Genomic DNA, 16315 nt, shown 5'->3' with positions numbered 1-16315 from the left:
TGACAGGGGAGAGGGGCGTGAAGGGAACTTGTGAAAGTCCCTTCCGCCCCTCTCGCCCGCATGCCCGGAGCGTGCGTTTCAGCGTTCAGCTCAACCTTCGGCTCAGCTTTCGACGATGCGCCGCAGTTCCTGCGGGGAGAGCCGTTCGGAACGGGCGCGTTCGGCGCGCTGGATGGCGTGCATGTCGGTCACGGCGCGGTCGAGGTCGTCGTTCATGACGACGTAGTCGAAGGCGTGCGCTTCGAGGATCTCCTCGTGCGCGCGGCTCAGGCGGCGTTCGATCTGCTCGGGGTTCTCGGTCGCGCGCCCTTCGAGGCGGCGGCGCAGTTCGGTGATGCTGGGCGGCATGATGAACACCAGGACCGCCTCGCGGCTGTGCTGGCGGACCTGCATGGCGCCCTTCACCTCGATCTCCAGGATCACGTCCTGCCCGCCCGCGAGGGCCGCCTCGATGGGGCCGCGCGGCGTGCCGTAGTGGTTCCCGGCAAACTCGGCGTGCTCCAGGAACCCGTCCTGCGCCGCGACCTGCTGGAACTCTTCCGGGCTCACGAAGTGGTAGTCCAGGCCCTGGCGTTCGCCGGGCCGGGCCTGCCGGGTCGTCCAGCTGACGGAGTAGAAGACGTCCTGGTCTTTCAGCCAGCGTTCGCGGAGGGTGCCTTTGCCGACGCCGCTCGCGCCGGTCATCACGATCAGCAGGCCGCGCGGGGTCCGGGGTTGGTGTTCTTCAGTGGTCATGTCTCTCTCCAGCATTGCCGCCGCCATATTCCAGAGAGCATACAGGCAATCACAGCCCCGCACCAGGGACAGGCGGGAAGGGCGAACAGGCGCGCGCCGCCCCCGGGAGTCCCGGTGGGCGGCGCGGTCTGGGATGGGGCGCCGCCGCTCAGGGCGCGCCCCCGTCCGTCAGAGGAGGCCCTTGACGACCTTGACGACGTTGGCGGCCGTGAAGCCGAACTTCTCGAAGAGGGTGCTGGCGGGCGCGGACGCACCGAAGCCCGGCATGCCGATCACGGCGCCTTCCAGGCCCACCCACTCGTACCACGGCTGCGGCATGGCCGCCTCGATCGCGACGCGTTTCACGCCGGGCGTCAGGATGCTGTCCTGGTACGCGCGGTCCTGCGCGCGGAACGCTTCCATGCCGGGCATGCTGACGACACGCGCCCCGATGCCCTCGGCGGCCAGCGCGTCGGCCGCTTCGAGCGCGACGTGCACCTCGCTGCCCGACGCGATCAGGATCACCTGGGCGTTCTCGGCGTCACGCACGACGTACGCGCCGCGCTTCACGCCGCTGTGGTTGCGCGGCATGATCGGCAGGTCCTGACGGCTGAGGATCAGCGCGGTCGGGCCGTCCTTGCGTTCCAGCGCCATGTGCCACGCGGCGGACGTCTCGTTCGCGTCGGCGGGACGCAGGACGTACGTGTTCGGGGTGGCGCGCAGCATGGCGAGCTGCTCGACCGGCTGGTGCGTGGGGCCGTCCTCGCCCAAGCCGATACTGTCGTGCGTGAGCACGTAGATGACCGGCTGGTGCTGCAGCGCCGAGAGGCGCAGGGCGGGCTTCAGGTAGTCCGCGAACACCAGGAAGGTGCCGACCATGGGGCGCAGCGCGCCGTACAGGCTCAGGCCGTTCGCGGCGGCGCTCATGCCGAACTCGCGCACGCCGAAGTACACGTTGCGGCCCGCCATGACGCTCGCCTGCATGGCGGGCTCGTTGTCGATGGTGGTCTTGGTGCTGCCGCTCAGGTCGGCGCTGCCGCCCATCAGGGCGGGCACGTGCGCGGCGATGGCGTTGATGACCTTGGCGCTCGCGGCGCGCGTCGCGAGGGCCTTGCTGCCCACCTCGAAGCTCGGGAGTTCGTCCGCGAGGTCCTGCGGCAGTTCGCGGGCCAGCATCGCGTCGAGTTCCTTCGCCAGGTCCGGGTGCGCGGCGCGGTAGCTGTCCATCATGGCCTGCCACTCGGCTTCCTGAGCGGCGCCGCGTTCACGGGCGTCCATGTGGGCCGCCACTTCTTCCGGCACCGTGAACGGCTCCGGGTACGCCCAGCCGAGCTGCTTCTTGGTTTCCGCGACGCCTTCCGCGCCGAGCGGCTCACCGTGTGCCTTACTGCTGCCCGCGCGGGGCGAACCGTACCCGATGACGGTCTTCACGCGGATCAGGGTGGGCTTGCTCGTCTCGCGCTGCGCGTCGAGGATCGCCTCGTGGATCGCGCCGCGGTCGTTGCCGTCGTGCACGGCCAGCACCTGCCAGCCGTAACTCTCGAAGCGCTGCGCGGTCTGGTCGCTGAAGGCCTTGGAGGTGGCCGCGTCGAGCTGCACGTCGTTGTCGTCGTACAGCCAGATCAGCTTCCCGAGCTGCAGGTGACCGGCGAGGGACGCGGCCTCATGGCTGATGCCTTCCTGCATGTCGCCGTCACCCATGATGCTGTACGTGAAGTTGTCGAAGACCTTGAAGCCCTCGCGGTTGTACCGCGCGGCGAGGTGAGACTCGGCCATCGCCATGCCGACACTCATCGCGACGCCCTGCCCGAGCGGGCCGGTGGTGGCGTCCAGGCCGTCGGTGTGGAAGAACTCCGGGTGGCCGGGCGTCTTGCTGCCCCACTGCCGGAAGTTCTTGAGTTCGTCCAGCGAGAGGTCGTAGCCGGTCAGGTGCAGCAGGCTGTAGATCAGCATGCTGGCGTGCCCGATAGACAGCACGAAGCGGTCACGTCCGGGCCAGTGGGGGTTCCGGGGGTTGTGGCGCAGGAAGTCCTGCCACAGCGTGTACGCCATCGGGGCGGCACCGAGCGGCGCACCGGGGTGACCACTGTTGGCCTGCTGCACGCCATCGATGGACAGCGTACGGATGGTATTGACCGACAAGTCTTGGACGCTCATAGGGATTTAGTGTACCCCGCACACCCCAGCCCGCAATCAGCTCTGTCTAAAGGCGAGCGTCATCTCGCGCCCGCAGCTGTCCCTGAGCAGGTCACAGCCGCCCGCGCCCCACAAGGGAGGCGGCCCCGCCCGGCACGGCCCCGGGTGGGGTCGGCAGGACAGGGCCGCCTCGGGCCAGCAGGTTCAGGCCGTGACGGGCTCCGCAGCTTCCGTGGCCGTGCCCAGCTCGCGCCGCTCCCAGTCGTAGAACTCCGGCTTGTAGAACTCCAGCCGGACCTTCTTGTACTCCTTGGTGCTGTACAGGATGTCGTAGGCGATGCCGGGCGCGACTTCCTGCTCGATCGCCTGGATCTTCCCGAAGGCTTCCTCCTTGCTGCGCCCGTGCACCATGGTGAAGATGGTGTACGGCCACTCCGGGTACGTGGGCCGCAGGTAGCAGTGCGACACGGCCTTGAAGCCCGCCATTTCCGCCCCGACGCGCTGCACGTCCTCCTGCGGGACGGCCCACACGCCCATCGCGTTGAACCGGAAGCCCGCCGACTGGTGCCGGAACACGGCCGACACGCGCCGCAGCGCCCCGGCGGCCTTCATGCGCTCGGCGTGCGCCGCGACCTCCTGAATGCTCAGGCCCAGCGCCGCGCACGCGTCCCGGTACGGTTCGGCCGTGATGGGCAGGTCCTTCTGGAACTCCACCACGAAGGCCCGGTCGAGGTCCGTCACGGCGTACCCGATGTTCCGCTGTTCACTGGTGTACTGCGGTCGGGACTTCGCGTTCCAGGCTTCGGTGCCGGTCATGTCGAACTCCACCCCGATCTTGAAGAGGTGCAGGGTCGGCATCAGGCGCGTGAGCCGCGCGCCGCTCAGGTCGTGCAGGCGCTGCACGTGCGCCTCCAGGTCACTCTCGGGCGGCACGGCGATGGTGTACCACAGGTTGAAACTGTGGTTGCGCCGGTAGTTGTGGCTCACGCCCGGGTGCAGGTTCACGGTCTCGGCGCCCGCATCCAGCTGATCCTCGTCGTACACGGCGGCCACCAGGCTGCTCTTGTACCCCAGGGTGCGCGTGTCGAAGATGGCACTCACCTGCCGCAGCACGCCTTCCGCCTTCACGCTGCTCAGGATGCTCAGCACCTCGTCCTCACTCAGGCCGACCTCGTCGCCCAGCACCCGGTACGGGCGCTCCACGATGGGGATGTCTTTCTGGATGCGGTTGAGCAGCAGGTCGCGGGGCGAGACTGGCTCCTGGGAGGCCGGGCTGGTGGTCATGACGACAGGCTAACACCTGCACGCGCAGCAAAACGTCCTGAAAGGCACAACACCATCCGGCCGGTCACGTGATCCGGCGTCGCGGCCTCCCGTTCCGACCGGGAAGAGGTTCCCTCGCCGTGCACGGCCGCCCCTGGACCCGGCCGCCCTGGCGCGGGACGACGCCCTGGGAGACAGCAGCGCCCCCCGGCGGGGGGGCCGGGGGGCGCGGGAACAGGTGGGGTGTGCTCAGCGGGCGGCGAGACTCACGCGGTACGAGCCGGCACTGGACTGCGTGCTGCTGGTGTACGCGCCGACCGTCAGGTAGTACACGCCGTCGGCGGGCAGCACGTACTCCACGGTGGGATCCTGCGTGTTCGTGTCGTCGACCGCCGAGAGGGCGACCGGGTTGCCCGCCTGGTACAGCGACATCACGCCGTCCGGCTTGCCGCTCTCGGCGGCGTTGATGTCTGCCAGGATGTTCTGCCCGGCCTTGCCGGTGAAGGTGTACACGTCCACGTCACCGGTCGGGCTGATGGCGGCGTCTTTCGCCTCGCCGATGTTCAGGGCGTTCGCGCCCGTGAAGTCCAGGTCACTGAACTTCTCACCGTTGATCTTGCCGCTGCCGTTCGGTTCGCTCTCGCTGCCGGTCAGGCGCGTCAGGGCCAGCCAGTACGCGTTGAAGGGGTTGCCGCCCATCTCGTCCTTCACGACCACGTAGTAGGTGCCGGTGGCGGGCGCCTTGAAGTCCAGGGCGGCGTCCGTGACGTTCTTGCGCTGGGCGCTGTTGCTGGCGAGCACCTTGCCGGTCGCGTCGAGCACCTGCAGCCCGATGTCGGGCGAGCCCGTGACCGTCTGCGTGTTCAGGAAGGCCACGTCGCCCGCCGTGGCGGTGAATGCGAATACGTCCTGGTCGCCGTTCTTCAGCACGCCGTCCTTCGCGACGCCGTACGCGATGGGGGTGGCTGTGGCGGTCGTGTCGTTCGGTTCGTTGCTGTCGGTGGGGAAGGTGACGTCCAGCGGCAGGGTGTATCCCTTCGCGGCGCCGGGCGCGAGGCTCAGCGGCGAGCTGAGGATGCCGGGCGTGCCGCCTGCCACGACGGTGCGCGGCCCGGACGCGTACAGCTGGTAGTCGCCCGCGTCGATCTCGCGGAAGTTCACGCGGCCCGCCGGGTAGATGGCGTCCCCGGCGGCCGACTGCGCGTACAGGAGCTGATCCGGTCGCTTCCCGCCGCTCAGGGTGACGCCCACCAGCGGAATGCCGAGTTTGCTGTCGCTCCGTGCCACGAACTGCAGGGCCACGTTCACGCCCTTCTCGACGGTGTTCGCGGCGTCCTGCGTGGCGCGCAGCACGGCCTTGTCGGCCTGCACGATGCCGTTGCCGGTCTCGATACTGTACGCCCCGGTGGGTTTCAGCGCCGTGTCTTCCAGGATGTGGCGCACCTGGGCGGGCGTCAGCGTGATCTGCTTGACACTCCCGTCGGCGTTCTTGGTGGCGGAGGCCTGCAGCACCAGCGCGGCTGCGCCGGCCGTGGCGGGGCTGGAGAACGACGTGCCGTCCACGTACTCGTAGTTCGACTCGCTGGCATTGCTGGTGTCGGTCCTGACGGCCGTCACCCACACCTGCTTGCCGGGCGCGGCGACGCTCAGGTGCGCGCCCTTGTTCGAGAAGTCCGTGCGGGTGTTGCGGGGGGTGGTGGCGGCCACGCTGATCGCGCCGGGTGTCCACGCGGGACTGGCGGGGCCGGTGGTGGGCGTGTTCCCGGCCGAGGTGACGAACACCACGCCCTTGCTGAGCACGTAGTCGATGGCTTCCTTGCTGAGCTGCGAGTACGCCGTCCCGCCGAAGGAGTAGTTCAGGATGTCCACGAAGCCCCGGTGTCCGGCGGGCGTGTCGGTGTCGCCGGCCGCGCCGGGCGCGATGCCGTCCGGGCCGTTCACGGCCCACACGAAAGCACGGGCAGAATCGACGTTCGACGCGCCTGTAGGGTCGTGCGTGATGGTGAGCGGTACGATGCTCGCCTCGTACGCGACGCCCGCGCCGCCGATGCCGTTGTTGCCGACGGCGGCGGCCGTGCCGCTCACCCAGGTGCCGTGGTGTCCGCTGCCGTCGTAGGGGGTGGCAGCCGTGATGAGGGTCTGGTTGGGGCTGTCGAAGCCGGGGAACGCCATGTTCGCCTTGAGGTCCGGGTGGTTGCGGTCGATGTCCTCGTCCGCCACGCCGATCCGGATGCCTTTCCCGGTCGCGGTCGCCCAGGCTTTCGGGGCGTTCATGTTGTTCAGGAACCACTGCTTGCCGAGCTGCGGGTCGTTGAGGGCCCCGGTGGCCTGCGCGGTCACGCTGGCGCTGGCGTCCAGGCCGCCCTGGGGCGTGTTGCCGGAACGTTCGGGGGTGGTCATCAGGTAGTTCGGTTCGGCGTACCGCAGGGCGCCGCTGCCTGCCAGGGCACGCACGGCCTTCTGGACGCTCAGGCCTGCCGGCAGGCTCAGCACGGCCGCCTGCAGTTCAGGCAGTTCGGCCAGGACCTGCGCGCCGATCGTTTCGGCCACGTCGCGGGCGCCGCGGCCGTCCTGCAGGCCGATCACGAGTTGCCCGGCCACGTAGCTGTGCGTGGGGTCCACCACGAACGCTCCGGGCGCGGGGGCGACGGGGGTGGAGGCGGTCAGGGTCCCCTGAGAGCAGGAGGCGAGGGCCAGCGTGACGGCCAGGGCGAGGCTGGCGAGATTCTTGGGCTGCATCAGTATCCTCCGGTCACGAACTCGTTGACGGGACCGCCCTTCACGGGGTTGCTGACGATGCCGAGCGCGTTGAAGAAGTCGGCACCGATGGAGAAGGCGGTCTGGTCGGTGTTGTACGTCATGCCTGCCATCTGCCAGTCGTAGGCGTGGAACGGCTGCAGGTAGGGCGTGAGAGCGCGGCCGTCGTTGTCGTACACGGCGGACGTCTTGCCGCTCACGTCGCTCTGCCACTGGAAGCTCTTGCCTTCGGCCTGCGTGCGGTCGAGCACCAGCAGCAGCAGCGCTTCCTTGTCGCTCGCGCCGCCGGTCTTCCAGCGGAAGATCGGGGCCGTCTCCACGCCGGTGCTGCCCTGTGCGGGCGCGCCGAGCGTGATGGTGTAGCGGCCGAGCGGGGTGACGGTCGTCACGGCGGAGTCCTGGGTGGCCGTGTCGCTCACGGCGCGCACCCGGTACGTGTACCTGGTGCCGGGCGTGAGCTGCGCGGAGTTGTCACGGATCAGGTAGTTGCCCTTGTCGTCCTGCGCGACCTTGGCGGGCGTGGCGGTCAGGACGCGCGTGTAGTTCTGCGCGTCGCTGGAGCGGTACAGCTCGAAGCTGCGTGGCAGCGGCGCGGCCGGGTCGTACTTGAAGGCCACGTCCACCCACATCACGGTGCCGCTGTCGGCCGCCTGCGGGGTGAGGGTGCCGCTGCGCTGCACGGCGAGGCCCTTGAGGGTCGCCGCGTCGCCCTTGACGAAGTTCTTCAGGGCACTGGAGGCCAGCGGGGACGTGCCGAGCGCGCCGTACGTGGCGGTGTCCGCGAAGGTGATGGCAGTGGGGCTCAGGTCGGTGGGCGCCACGACGGCCTTCGCGACGCTGGTCGCGGCGACCTTCACGTGCCGGATGACGTGCGTGCGGTTGCCGTTGAAGTCGTACACGGCGACGTGCACGTCGAGGTTCCCGCTGTACGCGGCGATGTCGCTCGCCTTGAGCGTGAAGGTGTCGTCTCCCTTCAGCGACGCGACGAAGGCCCGGGCGCGCCCTGCGTTCAGGTACCCGGAACTGCCCGCGTCCACCCCGAGCGACGCGATGCCGCTGGTGGGGCCGTTCAGGTCGGGGGAGGCGGTGGTGGTCTTGACCTGGATCTTCAGGTCGTCCGCGCCGACGGTCGCGCCGTCTGCGAGGTCCAGCGTGACGGTGGGCGGCGTGCTCGGCAGGTCGGGGTTCAGCGAGGCCTGCAGGATCTCGTCCACGACCGGCATGCTGGCCGGATCGACGTTCTCGACGCGGGTGGACGCGTACCCGGCCTTGGTGAAGGTCAGGGCCACGGCGCCACTGTTGGCGGGGATGTTCAGCGTGTAGTGACCGCTGGCGTCGGTGGTGGTCTGCGGGCCGGTGTCGCCCACCTTGACGGTCGCCCCGGCGACGGCTTCACCGGCGCGGGACAGGCTGAGGACGCCGCTGAGCGTCACTTCGGGTGCACTGGTGCCGGAGTTGCAGGCCGCCAGGAGCGAGGCGCTGAGCGCGAGGAGCAGGACTCTTGATGAGCGGATGGACACGTTCTCTCCTTGACCGTTGATGAGCGTGGACAGCAGGGCCGAATACACTCCAGAAACGCACGGCACAGCACGCCCTGCGGAGCGTGCCGGTACGCGCCGGCGCTGTGTGGATTGAGCGAGAATATACAGGAGTTTCAGCCTTCTCTCAAATCTCTTACACCCCGGTGTGCCGAGCGGTACAGCAAGCTGTCCGGCCGTGCGGACAAGCCGGACGGCTCCAGGTGCGCCTGCCGTGCCGGGTGGAGGGTACAGGTCAGTCCTGCGTGTCGTAGCTCCACTTGCCGGCCCGCATGACGCTCTCGCGGCGTCCGTCCTCGTACACGCCGTCCACGTCCGTGTCGGGCGTTCCGATCATCCAGTCCACGTGGATCAGGGAGGTGTTGCCGCCCGCCGCGGCCAGCGCGCCTTCGGCCGTGCCGTTCTCGACGTTGAAGGCGTACGCCTGCCCCATCGCGATGTGACTCGCGGCGTTCTCGTCGAAGAGGGTGTTGTAGAACAGCAGGCCGGTGCTCGCGACGGGCGAGTCGTACTCCACCAGCGCGATCTCGCCCAGGTGCCGGGCGCCCTCGTCGGTGTCCAGCAGTGCCAGCAGCACGTCCTGCCCGCGGCTGGCGGTCGCCTCGACGGCCCGTCCGCCCTCGAAGCGCATGCGGATGTCCTCGATGAGGGTGCCGCGCACGCTCAGCGGCTTGCTGGCCTGCACGTACCCGTCCACCCGCGCGCGGTGCGGCATGGTGAACACCTCGTCGGTCGGGAGGTTCGGGACGCCTGCCACGCCGTTCTGGGCGGGCCACGCGCCGCCCGCCCACAGGTGCCCGTCCGCCAGGCCGACCGTCAGGTCCGTGTGCGCGTTGCGGATGTGCACGGCGTGGTAGCGGCGCCCGTTCAGGTGCGTGCGGACGCTGGCGAGCCGGTCCACGTGCGCGCGCCACGCGCCGACCGGGTCGGGCGTGTCCGCGCGGCTCACCTGGAAGATCGCGTCCCACAGGCGCGCGACGGCCTCGTCCTGCGTCAGGGTCGGGAAGACCTTGCGCGCCCAGCTGGGGACGGGCATCGCGCCGATGCTCCAGTTCACCTCGAAGGCCATCATGCGTTCCGACACGGGCTTGCTGAGGAGGGCGCTCGTCTTGCTGCGCCGGGCGATGCGGCCCTGGTCGGCGCCCGCCAGCAGGTCCGGGTCGCTGCCCGCCACGCTCAGGAACGCGTACCCGTCGTCCACGCGGTGCGCGGCCTCTTCTGCACTCCAGGCGGGCGCGTACTCCATCGCGGCGTCCGGCGCGTGATCGAACATCACGCGGCCCAGCACCTGATCCTGGTACGCGACGTGCACGTCGACGGCCCCCGCCTCCCAGGCCTTCTGCGCGATGAGGCGCACCAGGGGAGCCGCCTCGATGGGGGCGTTCAACTGCAGTTTCCCGCCGGGCTGCAGGTTCACGCCGACCCGGACGAGCAGGTCGGCGTAGTTGGCGAGCTTCTGTTCGAAGGTCAGGCCGTGCTGGCTGGCGGAGGTCTGGTCGGTGGGGGTCTGCGCGTCCATCCGTTCAATCTACAGGACACGGCCCGGCGCGGCGGACCGTTCCGGTGCGGACCACCCGCACGGACTGGCAGCACAACGGCCCGGACTTCAAACGTCCGGGCCGAGGGTGGCGGAGCGGGATTACTCCGCGAAGCTGACTTCGCGCGCGTCGGACCACAGGCCTTCGAGGTCGTAGTACTCGCGGGCCTCGCGGGTCATGAGGTGCACGACGATGCTCGCGCCGAAGGCCATCAGCAGCCAGCGTTCGCTGGGGCCTTCCACGGTGGGGCGCGGCAGTCCGGCCTCCATGGCCTTCTGCTTCACGTTTTCCTGCACGGCGTTCAGCTGCAGTCCGGCGGTGGCGGTGGCGATCACGAAGAAGTCGAGGGTGCTGGACACGCCGCTCAGGTCGAGAACCTTCACGTCGTCGGCGCGGCGCTCCAGGGCGGCGTCCACGATGGCTTTCAGCTGGCTGTGGGTGGTGGCGTCGATGGTGTGCGTCTGGGTCATGGGTGCTCCGGGGGGGTTCAGGGCGGCGCGGGGCGCGGCCGGGAGGGGCGGGGGAAGGTGGGCAGGTTCGGGGTCGGGCGGGCCCGGGGGGCGGCGTGGGTCGCTGGCCGTGCGGGCGTGCCGTCAGGGTGGGCTAGTGGGGCAGCGCGGCGTAGAGGGTGTTGGCGTCCTCGCCGAGCAGTACGCCGATCTCGCCGTCCCCGACCGGGAAGCGGCGGCCCTGCAGGCGCGAGACGTTCAGCAGGTCGGCGAGGTTCTCGGCGGCGCGCGGCTCGGTCTGCGTGAAGACCTGCGTGTGTTCCGGACTGGCGGGCACCGTCTGGAGCTTCACGGTACTGTACCCCGCCTGACGCAGCGCCTTCACGAAGCGCGGCCCGAGGCCGTGCCCGCTGGCGTCCTCGACGACCACCGAGGCGGCCTTCGCGCCGGCCGTGCCCTGCGCGGCGTCGTCGTTCCACAGTCTGGCGAGCGCTTCCCGGTCCGCCGCGAGGTTGTAACTGCCGGGAATCTCGTTGGTGGGCAGCGTCGCGAAGTTCAGGCGCACCTGCGACAGGGCCGGGGTGAGGCTCTGCACGAGGCCCGCGTCGGCGTTGGTGTCCACCCCGTTCGACAGGCCGCCCACGATCACGGGCAGGGCCGCCGCGAGACGGCCGGGCGACTTCAGCTTCCCGACCAGCTGGCTGAGCGCCTGCTTCTGGTGGTCCATGCGCCCGTAGTCGTCCCCGACGCCCTTGCGCATCCGCAGGTACGCGACGGCCTGCTTGCCGTCGAGGTGGTGCGGGCCGGGCTGAAGGTGCACGTGCAGGTTCGCGGCGTTGTCGTCGAACTGGATGCCGCGCTGGTCCGGGTGACCGTACGCGGCGATGTCGGGCACCGTCACGTCCAGCCCGCCGAGCGCGCCGATCACGCGCTCCACGTAGTCGGTCCGGACGACGGCCGTGTAGTCCACGCGTTCGCCCGTGATTTCCTCCACGGCGCTGCTCAGGCCCTGCAGGCCGCTGGACCAGTACTGACTGTTGACCTTCTGCGACGCCGGGCCACGGTTCGGGTCGTAGGGGCCGACGTTGGTGTCGCGCGGGATGGACAGGACGTTGATCTTGCTGCCGTCCACCTTGATCAGCATGATCGAGTCGGTGTTGGGCGGCTGCCACACCTTGCGGGTGTCCTGATCCTTGCAGGGCGTGTACGGCGCGCAGTACACGATGTCTCGCCCGGCCACGAGCAGCGTCAGGTGCGGCGCTTCGCCCGGCACGGCCGCCATCACGCGCCGCGCCTCGCCGCCCGACGCGTTCAGCACCGCGTACCCGCCGAGCGACAGGGCCGACAGCGTCAGCGCGGACAGCTGCCACGCGCGCCACGCGGGCGACGTGCGCTCCCGGACGGGTGTGGCCGGGGCAGCCCCGGCCGGTTCGGCGTGGTCGTAGTACACCTGGCCGCTGCGAACGCGGCCCACCTGCCGGCGGGCACTCCAGTTCCTGCGGCCCGGCTCGGGCGCCTGTGGGGGTTGAGGGTCAGACATGTCGTTTCATGGTGGGGGTGGCCCGCTGAGAGACTCGGTCGCCGGACCGCGCGGCGAACGGACGAGGGTGGAGCGCCGGTCAGCGCAGGTCGTGGAAGGTACGCAGGGTGCGGGGGTGCACCTCGATGCCGCGTCCCTGCAGGTACGTCACCTTGGAGACGATCGCCTGCCGCAGCGCGGCGGGCAGGTCGTGCAGCGCCAGTTCACGGATGTCGGCGTTCACGCCGCGCCCGGGTTCCGACACGTCCGCGATGTACACGCACGCCGACACGGGGTTCCCGCTGCGCGGCCCGGTCGTGTGGTCCTCGACGGCTTCCAGCACGGTGCGTTCGCGTTCCGTGCGTCCCTGCAGGCCCCAGTGTTCCAGCAGGGTGCGTCCGGCCCGGCCGTGCAGGGCGAGCGGGTGGGCGGCGTCGATGTCGCACTCGGGCGGCGCGAGCCGCAGCAGTTCGCTGTCCGGCAGGTCGCGTGCCACGTCGTGCAGCACGCCCGACCAGTACGCGAGCTGCGGGTCGATGCCGTTCGCGAGCGCGATGTCGCGCGCGAGGTGCGCGACCCGCATCACGTGTTCGAACCGGCGGGGTTTGACCATCAGCTGCACGCGGCTCAGCCAGCCCTGCATCACCTCCGGTGGCGTCTGGAGGGTCTGCCGTGCCGGGGGGACCGGCGCTGCCGGGCCGAGCCTGGGCAGCGTCTGCATCATGCGTGGGACCTGCGGGTCCGTCGCAACATCTGCTCCGAAATCTGCCGCGCCATAGCCCCGAGTATACGCCTCGCGGGGCGGCGGAAACCGTGGAATTCGTTCATTCACGGTGCCCGGCCCTGCGGAGGTCAGCCGTGGTCCTCGTCGTCGAAGTACTCGAAGCGGTGCGGTCCGATCTCGATGGTGTCGCCTTCCTGCGCGCCGACCTGCTTCAGGGCCTTGTACAGCCCCTGGCGCTTGAAGACACCGCCCAGGTACTCGGACGCTTCCTCGAGGTGACGCGAGAAGCGCTGCAGGCGGTCCTCGAAGCCGCCGCCCTGCACGATCCACACGCGGACCGGGCCGCCTTCCTCCACGCCACGATTCTTGTCGGGCGGGTCCATCCGGGTGTCGATGGTGAGGGGAGCTTCGCGCAGCACGTCGGACTCTTCTTCCAGCGCGTGCGTCTGCGCCCACAGTTCGTACGGGGGCAGCAGTTCGAAGATCGCCTGCTTGAGCGCGTCGAGGTTCAGGTGCTCGCCCGCGCTGACCTGCATGACCGGCAGACCCATGCTGCTCAGTTCGTCCTCGGCGAGCTGCGCGAGGTCGGCGTCCACGAGATCGATCTTGTTGAGCGCCACGAGCGACACCCCGTCCAGCAGGGTGGGGTCGTAGGCGCGCAGTTCGGCCTGCAGGGCGCCGAGTTCCTGCACGGGGTTCTGCGTGACGTCCAGCACGTACACCAGCAGGCGCGTGCGCGAGATGTGCCGCAGGAACTCCAGGCCCAGGCCCTTGCCTTCGCTGGCGCCCTCGATGATGCCGGGAATGTCCGCCAGCGTGAAGCGGCGGTCGCGGTCCAGGTCGTCCACCACGCCCAGGATGGGCGAGAGGGTCGTGAACGGGTACGCGGCGATGGCAGGGTTCGCGTTCGAGAGCGCCTTCAGCAGGCTGGACTTGCCCGCGTTCGGGTACCCGACCAGGCCGACGTCCGCGATCAGGCGCAACTCCAGCCGGATGCGGCGGTACTGGCCGCGCGTGCCGAGCTCCGCGAAGCGCGGGGCCTGACGCGTGCTGCTCGCGAAGGTGCTGTTGCCGCGCCCGCCGAAGCCGCCGCGCGCGATGACCTTGACCTGCCCGGCCGTGATGAGGTCCGCCACGACCCGGCCCGTCTCGAGGTCGAAGGCCGTCGTGCCGACCGGCACGTCGATGACGGTGTCGGTGCCGTCACTGCCCTGGCGCAGGCGGCCCTCGCCGTACGCGCCGTTCTCGGCCTTGAACTTCCGGCGTCCGAGCAGCCGCTCCAGGCTGTCCACGCCCTCCACGGCGCGCAGCATGATGCTGCCGCCCTTGCCGCCGTGCCCGCCGTCCGGGCCGCCCTTGGGCGTGTACTTGGCGCGGTGGAAGCTCATGCTTCCGTCGCCGCCGTGTCCCGCCTGTACCTCGATTTCCAGCACATCTCTGAACGCCATGACTCTCCTGCCTGCTGTGGGTGCTGCCGATTGATCCGGGGTGCGCGGGATGAAGGTGCATCCGGCGTCTCCCCGCGCGCCCGTATCGTGAAACGGACGCCGTGTGTGGTGCCGCGCTCCGTCCCGCGTGCCGCCCCTGTACAACACAGAGGCCGAAGCCCGCAGGCCCGGCCTCTGTGACTCTCAGGCTGCGCTGAACTCAGTCAGCGGCAGCGGCGACGGGCGCCTGGACGCTGATGAAGCGGCCCTTGTTGCCCTTGTTGGCGAACACGACCTGACCCTCGACGAGGGCGAACAGGGTGTGGTCGCGGCCCATGCCGACGCCCGCGCCCGCCTGGAACTTCGTGCCGCGCTGACGGACGAGGATGTTGCCGGCCAGGACCTTCTCGCCGCCGAACTTCTTCACGCCCAGGTACTTGGGGTTGCTGTCACGTCCGTTCTTGGACGAACCTACGCCTTTCTTGTGTGCCATGTTGGTCTACCTCGGTGCGGTCCGGCCGCGTCGTGCCGGGACCTGCAGGATTGGGGGGTTCGGGGGTTCTTGTTCAGGGGTGAGGAAGACCCTCACTTCACCGATGTTCGCAGGAGCGACCGGGCGTGCCCTGGCGTCCCTTGAACCGGGCGGTTCAGCCCTTGATGCCGACGATCTTGATCGCCGTGAACTGCTGGCGGTGACCGGTCCGCTTGCGGTACTGGATGCCGCTCTTGTACTTGCGGATGTAGATCTTCTTGTGCTTGCCGTGGTCGACCACTTCGGCGCTCACGACGAACTTGGCGGCCTCGCTGCCGGTCAGGACCTTGTCGCCGGAAACGAACAGGGGGGTCAGGTCGATCTTGTCGCCGGCCTCGCCCTTCAGCTTCTCGACTTTGAGCACGTCGCCCTCGGAAACGCGGTACTGCTTGCCACCGCTCGTAATAACTGCGAACATCGTATTCCTCCCGTACACCGGCCCACTTTTGAAGACACGGGTTCCCCTCGGGTCACCCAGCGCGCTTCAGCGGACGCGGGAACATACCCGCCGAAGCGGGTTTCAGTAGACGAGTGTAGCACAGATATGCCCCGCGGGTCCGGGGATGCGGAAGGCTTCCGTGCAGGGGCCGGGGGGCGGCCACGAATTCATCTTCGCGCCGGACTATATATATGGTGGACTGTTGCGGCCGTGCGCCCGAAGCCACCGGGTGCAGTTCAGTCCTGCTCGTCCGTATCTTCGTCCGGGTCGTCCTGCGGGGCGAGGGCTTCTTCGCCCAGCGCCGCCTGCAGCGCCTCGATGCGCCCCCGGCACACCGCGTAGGCGGCCTGCGCCTCCTCGATGAGCGGCAGGACGCGGTCCAGGTCCGGCTCGCTGTGTTCCAGCTCGGTCGCGATCCGCGTGAGGGCGGCGTAGGCGTCACGGTAGCTGACCGGGCGGGCAGGGGACCTGGATGCGGAACGGGCCATACGCGGAGTGTAGCAGGGGAGAGGAGAGGCCCACGTGAAGCGCCCCGCCGGGCACGGGGCCGGGCGGGGCGCTTCGGGCGGCGCTTAGAGCAGTTCTTCGGGCTTGAAGAACAGGCCCAGTTCGCGCTCGGCACTCTCGGGGCTGTCGGAGCCGTGCGTGACGTTCTCGCCGGTGGTGGTGGCGTAGTCGGCGCGGATGCTGCCGGGGGCGGCGTTGGCGGGGTTGGTGGCGCCCATCATGCCGCGCCAGCCGAGGATGGCGTTCTCGCCTTCCAGCGCGATCGCGACGACCGGGCCGGACGTGATGAAGTCGACCAGCTCACCGAAGAAGGGGCGTTCCTTGTGCTCGCCGTAGTGGTTCTCGGCGAGTTCGCGGGAGATCACGAACTGCTTGAGGCCCACCACGCGGTAGCCCTTCCGCTGGATGCGGGCGAGGATTTCGGCAGTCAGGCCACGCTTGACGCCGTCGGGTTTGATCATGGCAAAGGTACGTTCCATTTCGGGAGCAGCATAGCGGATCGTGCGGGGGGGCACGTCAGAGGACCGTGGCACAGGAGTGTGATCTCTGCACTAAGCCAGATGGCTTACCCCAGCGGGGAGATGTGAAAAAACACTCACTCACTAGAATGTGTGAGCATTCGCCCGAGAGGGTGTGGATGCGGGTCGCCCCGTGACCGTGGCTCACCCACCTGTCCTATCCTGTCCTGCGGCTGTAAGTCTGTTGTGATACCCGTCTCAGCAGACTGTGGTCACCACGCGCTGGCGTGGGAACACGGCCCGAACCCGCAGGA

At 69.4% G+C, this 16315-nt stretch carries 14 protein-coding genes; all 14 read right to left on the bottom strand.

What is annotated here, in order from left to right:
• Positions 1–102: 102 nt before the first annotated feature.
• The 14 genes from gmk to ndk all read right to left on the bottom strand — a co-directional run bounded on the left by gmk (position 103) and on the right by ndk (position 16022).
• Positions 103–735 carry a guanylate kinase gene (gmk, locus tag IEY33_RS16035; protein WP_229671081.1) on the bottom strand — a complete coding sequence of 211 codons (633 nt, stop codon included), beginning with the start codon at positions 733–735 and terminating at the stop codon, positions 103–105.
• 168 nt (positions 736–903) lie between these two features.
• Positions 904–2871, bottom strand: a complete 1968-nt coding sequence (tkt, locus tag IEY33_RS16030) for a transketolase (RefSeq protein WP_188964298.1) — start codon at positions 2869–2871, stop codon at positions 904–906.
• Positions 2872–3054: 183 nt separating this feature from the next.
• Entirely contained in the window at positions 3055–4134 is a 1080-nt protein-coding gene (gene ahbA, locus IEY33_RS16025; RefSeq protein ID WP_188964297.1) for a siroheme decarboxylase subunit alpha, read from the bottom strand.
• Positions 4135–4362: 228 nt separating this feature from the next.
• Positions 4363–6852 (bottom strand): S8 family serine peptidase, encoded by a 2490-nt coding sequence (locus IEY33_RS16020; protein ID WP_188964296.1) that lies wholly within the window; start codon positions 6850–6852, stop codon positions 4363–4365.
• Positions 6852–8390, bottom strand: coding sequence for a carboxypeptidase regulatory-like domain-containing protein (locus IEY33_RS16015; protein ID WP_188964295.1), 1539 nt, complete (start codon positions 8388–8390; stop codon positions 6852–6854). Before IEY33_RS16015 ends, IEY33_RS16020 begins: the two co-directional genes overlap by 1 nt.
• A 253-nt stretch (positions 8391–8643) precedes the next feature.
• Positions 8644–9927, bottom strand: coding sequence for an aminopeptidase (locus IEY33_RS16010; RefSeq protein ID WP_188964294.1), 1284 nt, complete (start codon positions 9925–9927; stop codon positions 8644–8646).
• Positions 9928–10047: 120 nt separating this feature from the next.
• On the bottom strand, positions 10048–10416 hold the full coding sequence (gene rsfS / locus IEY33_RS16005; protein WP_188964293.1) for a ribosome silencing factor: 369 nt from the start codon (positions 10414–10416) through the stop codon (positions 10048–10050).
• Between the two features lie 133 nt (positions 10417–10549).
• Positions 10550–11935, bottom strand: coding sequence for an LCP family protein (locus IEY33_RS16000; protein ID WP_188964292.1), 1386 nt, complete (start codon positions 11933–11935; stop codon positions 10550–10552).
• 79 nt (positions 11936–12014) lie between these two features.
• Complete coding sequence (gene yqeK, locus IEY33_RS15995; RefSeq protein ID WP_188964325.1) at positions 12015–12527, bottom strand: bis(5'-nucleosyl)-tetraphosphatase (symmetrical) YqeK; 513 nt, start codon at positions 12525–12527, stop codon at positions 12015–12017.
• A gap of 239 nt (positions 12528–12766) precedes the next feature.
• Complete coding sequence (gene obgE, locus IEY33_RS15990) at positions 12767–14086, bottom strand: GTPase ObgE (RefSeq protein WP_188964291.1); 1320 nt, start codon at positions 14084–14086, stop codon at positions 12767–12769.
• A gap of 199 nt (positions 14087–14285) precedes the next feature.
• Positions 14286–14558: a 50S ribosomal protein L27 gene (gene rpmA, locus IEY33_RS15985; protein ID WP_188964290.1), complete on the bottom strand. Its 273-nt coding sequence runs from the start codon at positions 14556–14558 to the stop codon at positions 14286–14288.
• A 154-nt stretch (positions 14559–14712) separates the two neighbouring features.
• Positions 14713–15015 (bottom strand): 50S ribosomal protein L21, encoded by a 303-nt coding sequence (gene rplU / locus IEY33_RS15980; protein ID WP_188964289.1) that lies wholly within the window; start codon positions 15013–15015, stop codon positions 14713–14715.
• Positions 15016–15272: 257 nt separating this feature from the next.
• Positions 15273–15524, bottom strand: a complete 252-nt coding sequence (xseB, locus tag IEY33_RS15975) for an exodeoxyribonuclease VII small subunit (RefSeq protein WP_188964288.1) — start codon at positions 15522–15524, stop codon at positions 15273–15275.
• 84 nt (positions 15525–15608) lie between these two features.
• Entirely contained in the window at positions 15609–16022 is a 414-nt protein-coding gene (gene ndk / locus IEY33_RS15970; RefSeq protein ID WP_188964287.1) for a nucleoside-diphosphate kinase, read from the bottom strand.
• Positions 16023–16315: the final 293 nt, after the last annotated feature.

Origin of the sequence: Deinococcus aquiradiocola, from assembly GCF_014646915.1 — a bacterium.
Lineage (GTDB): Bacteria > Deinococcota > Deinococci > Deinococcales > Deinococcaceae > Deinococcus > Deinococcus aquiradiocola.
Note: the sequence above shows the minus strand (reverse complement) of the source record. Positions and strands in the feature narration are given on the sequence as shown.

Bases quoted from the DNA above. Each gene is read 5' to 3' on its own strand.
- IEY33_RS16010 (WP_188964294.1), bottom strand. From the start codon at position 9,927: ATGGACGCGCAGACCCCCACCGACCAGACCTCCGCCAGCCAGCACGGC.
- gmk (WP_229671081.1), bottom strand. From the start codon at position 735: ATGACCACTGAAGAACACCAACCCCGGACCCCGCGCGGCCTGCTGATC.
- rpmA (WP_188964290.1), bottom strand. From the start codon at position 14,558: ATGGCACACAAGAAAGGCGTAGGTTCGTCCAAGAACGGACGTGACAGC.
- xseB (WP_188964288.1), bottom strand. From the start codon at position 15,524: ATGGCCCGTTCCGCATCCAGGTCCCCTGCCCGCCCGGTCAGCTACCGT.
- rplU (WP_188964289.1), bottom strand. From the start codon at position 15,015: ATGTTCGCAGTTATTACGAGCGGTGGCAAGCAGTACCGCGTTTCCGAG.
- tkt (WP_188964298.1), bottom strand. From the start codon at position 2,871: ATGAGCGTCCAAGACTTGTCGGTCAATACCATCCGTACGCTGTCCATC.
- IEY33_RS16020 (WP_188964296.1), bottom strand. From the start codon at position 6,852: ATGCAGCCCAAGAATCTCGCCAGCCTCGCCCTGGCCGTCACGCTGGCC.
- ahbA (WP_188964297.1), bottom strand. From the start codon at position 4,134: ATGACCACCAGCCCGGCCTCCCAGGAGCCAGTCTCGCCCCGCGACCTG.
- IEY33_RS16000 (WP_188964292.1), bottom strand. From the start codon at position 11,935: ATGTCTGACCCTCAACCCCCACAGGCGCCCGAGCCGGGCCGCAGGAAC.
- rsfS (WP_188964293.1), bottom strand. From the start codon at position 10,416: ATGACCCAGACGCACACCATCGACGCCACCACCCACAGCCAGCTGAAA.
- yqeK (WP_188964325.1), bottom strand. From the start codon at position 12,527: ATGGTCAAACCCCGCCGGTTCGAACACGTGATGCGGGTCGCGCACCTC.
- ndk (WP_188964287.1), bottom strand. From the start codon at position 16,022: ATGGAACGTACCTTTGCCATGATCAAACCCGACGGCGTCAAGCGTGGC.
- obgE (WP_188964291.1), bottom strand. From the start codon at position 14,086: ATGGCGTTCAGAGATGTGCTGGAAATCGAGGTACAGGCGGGACACGGC.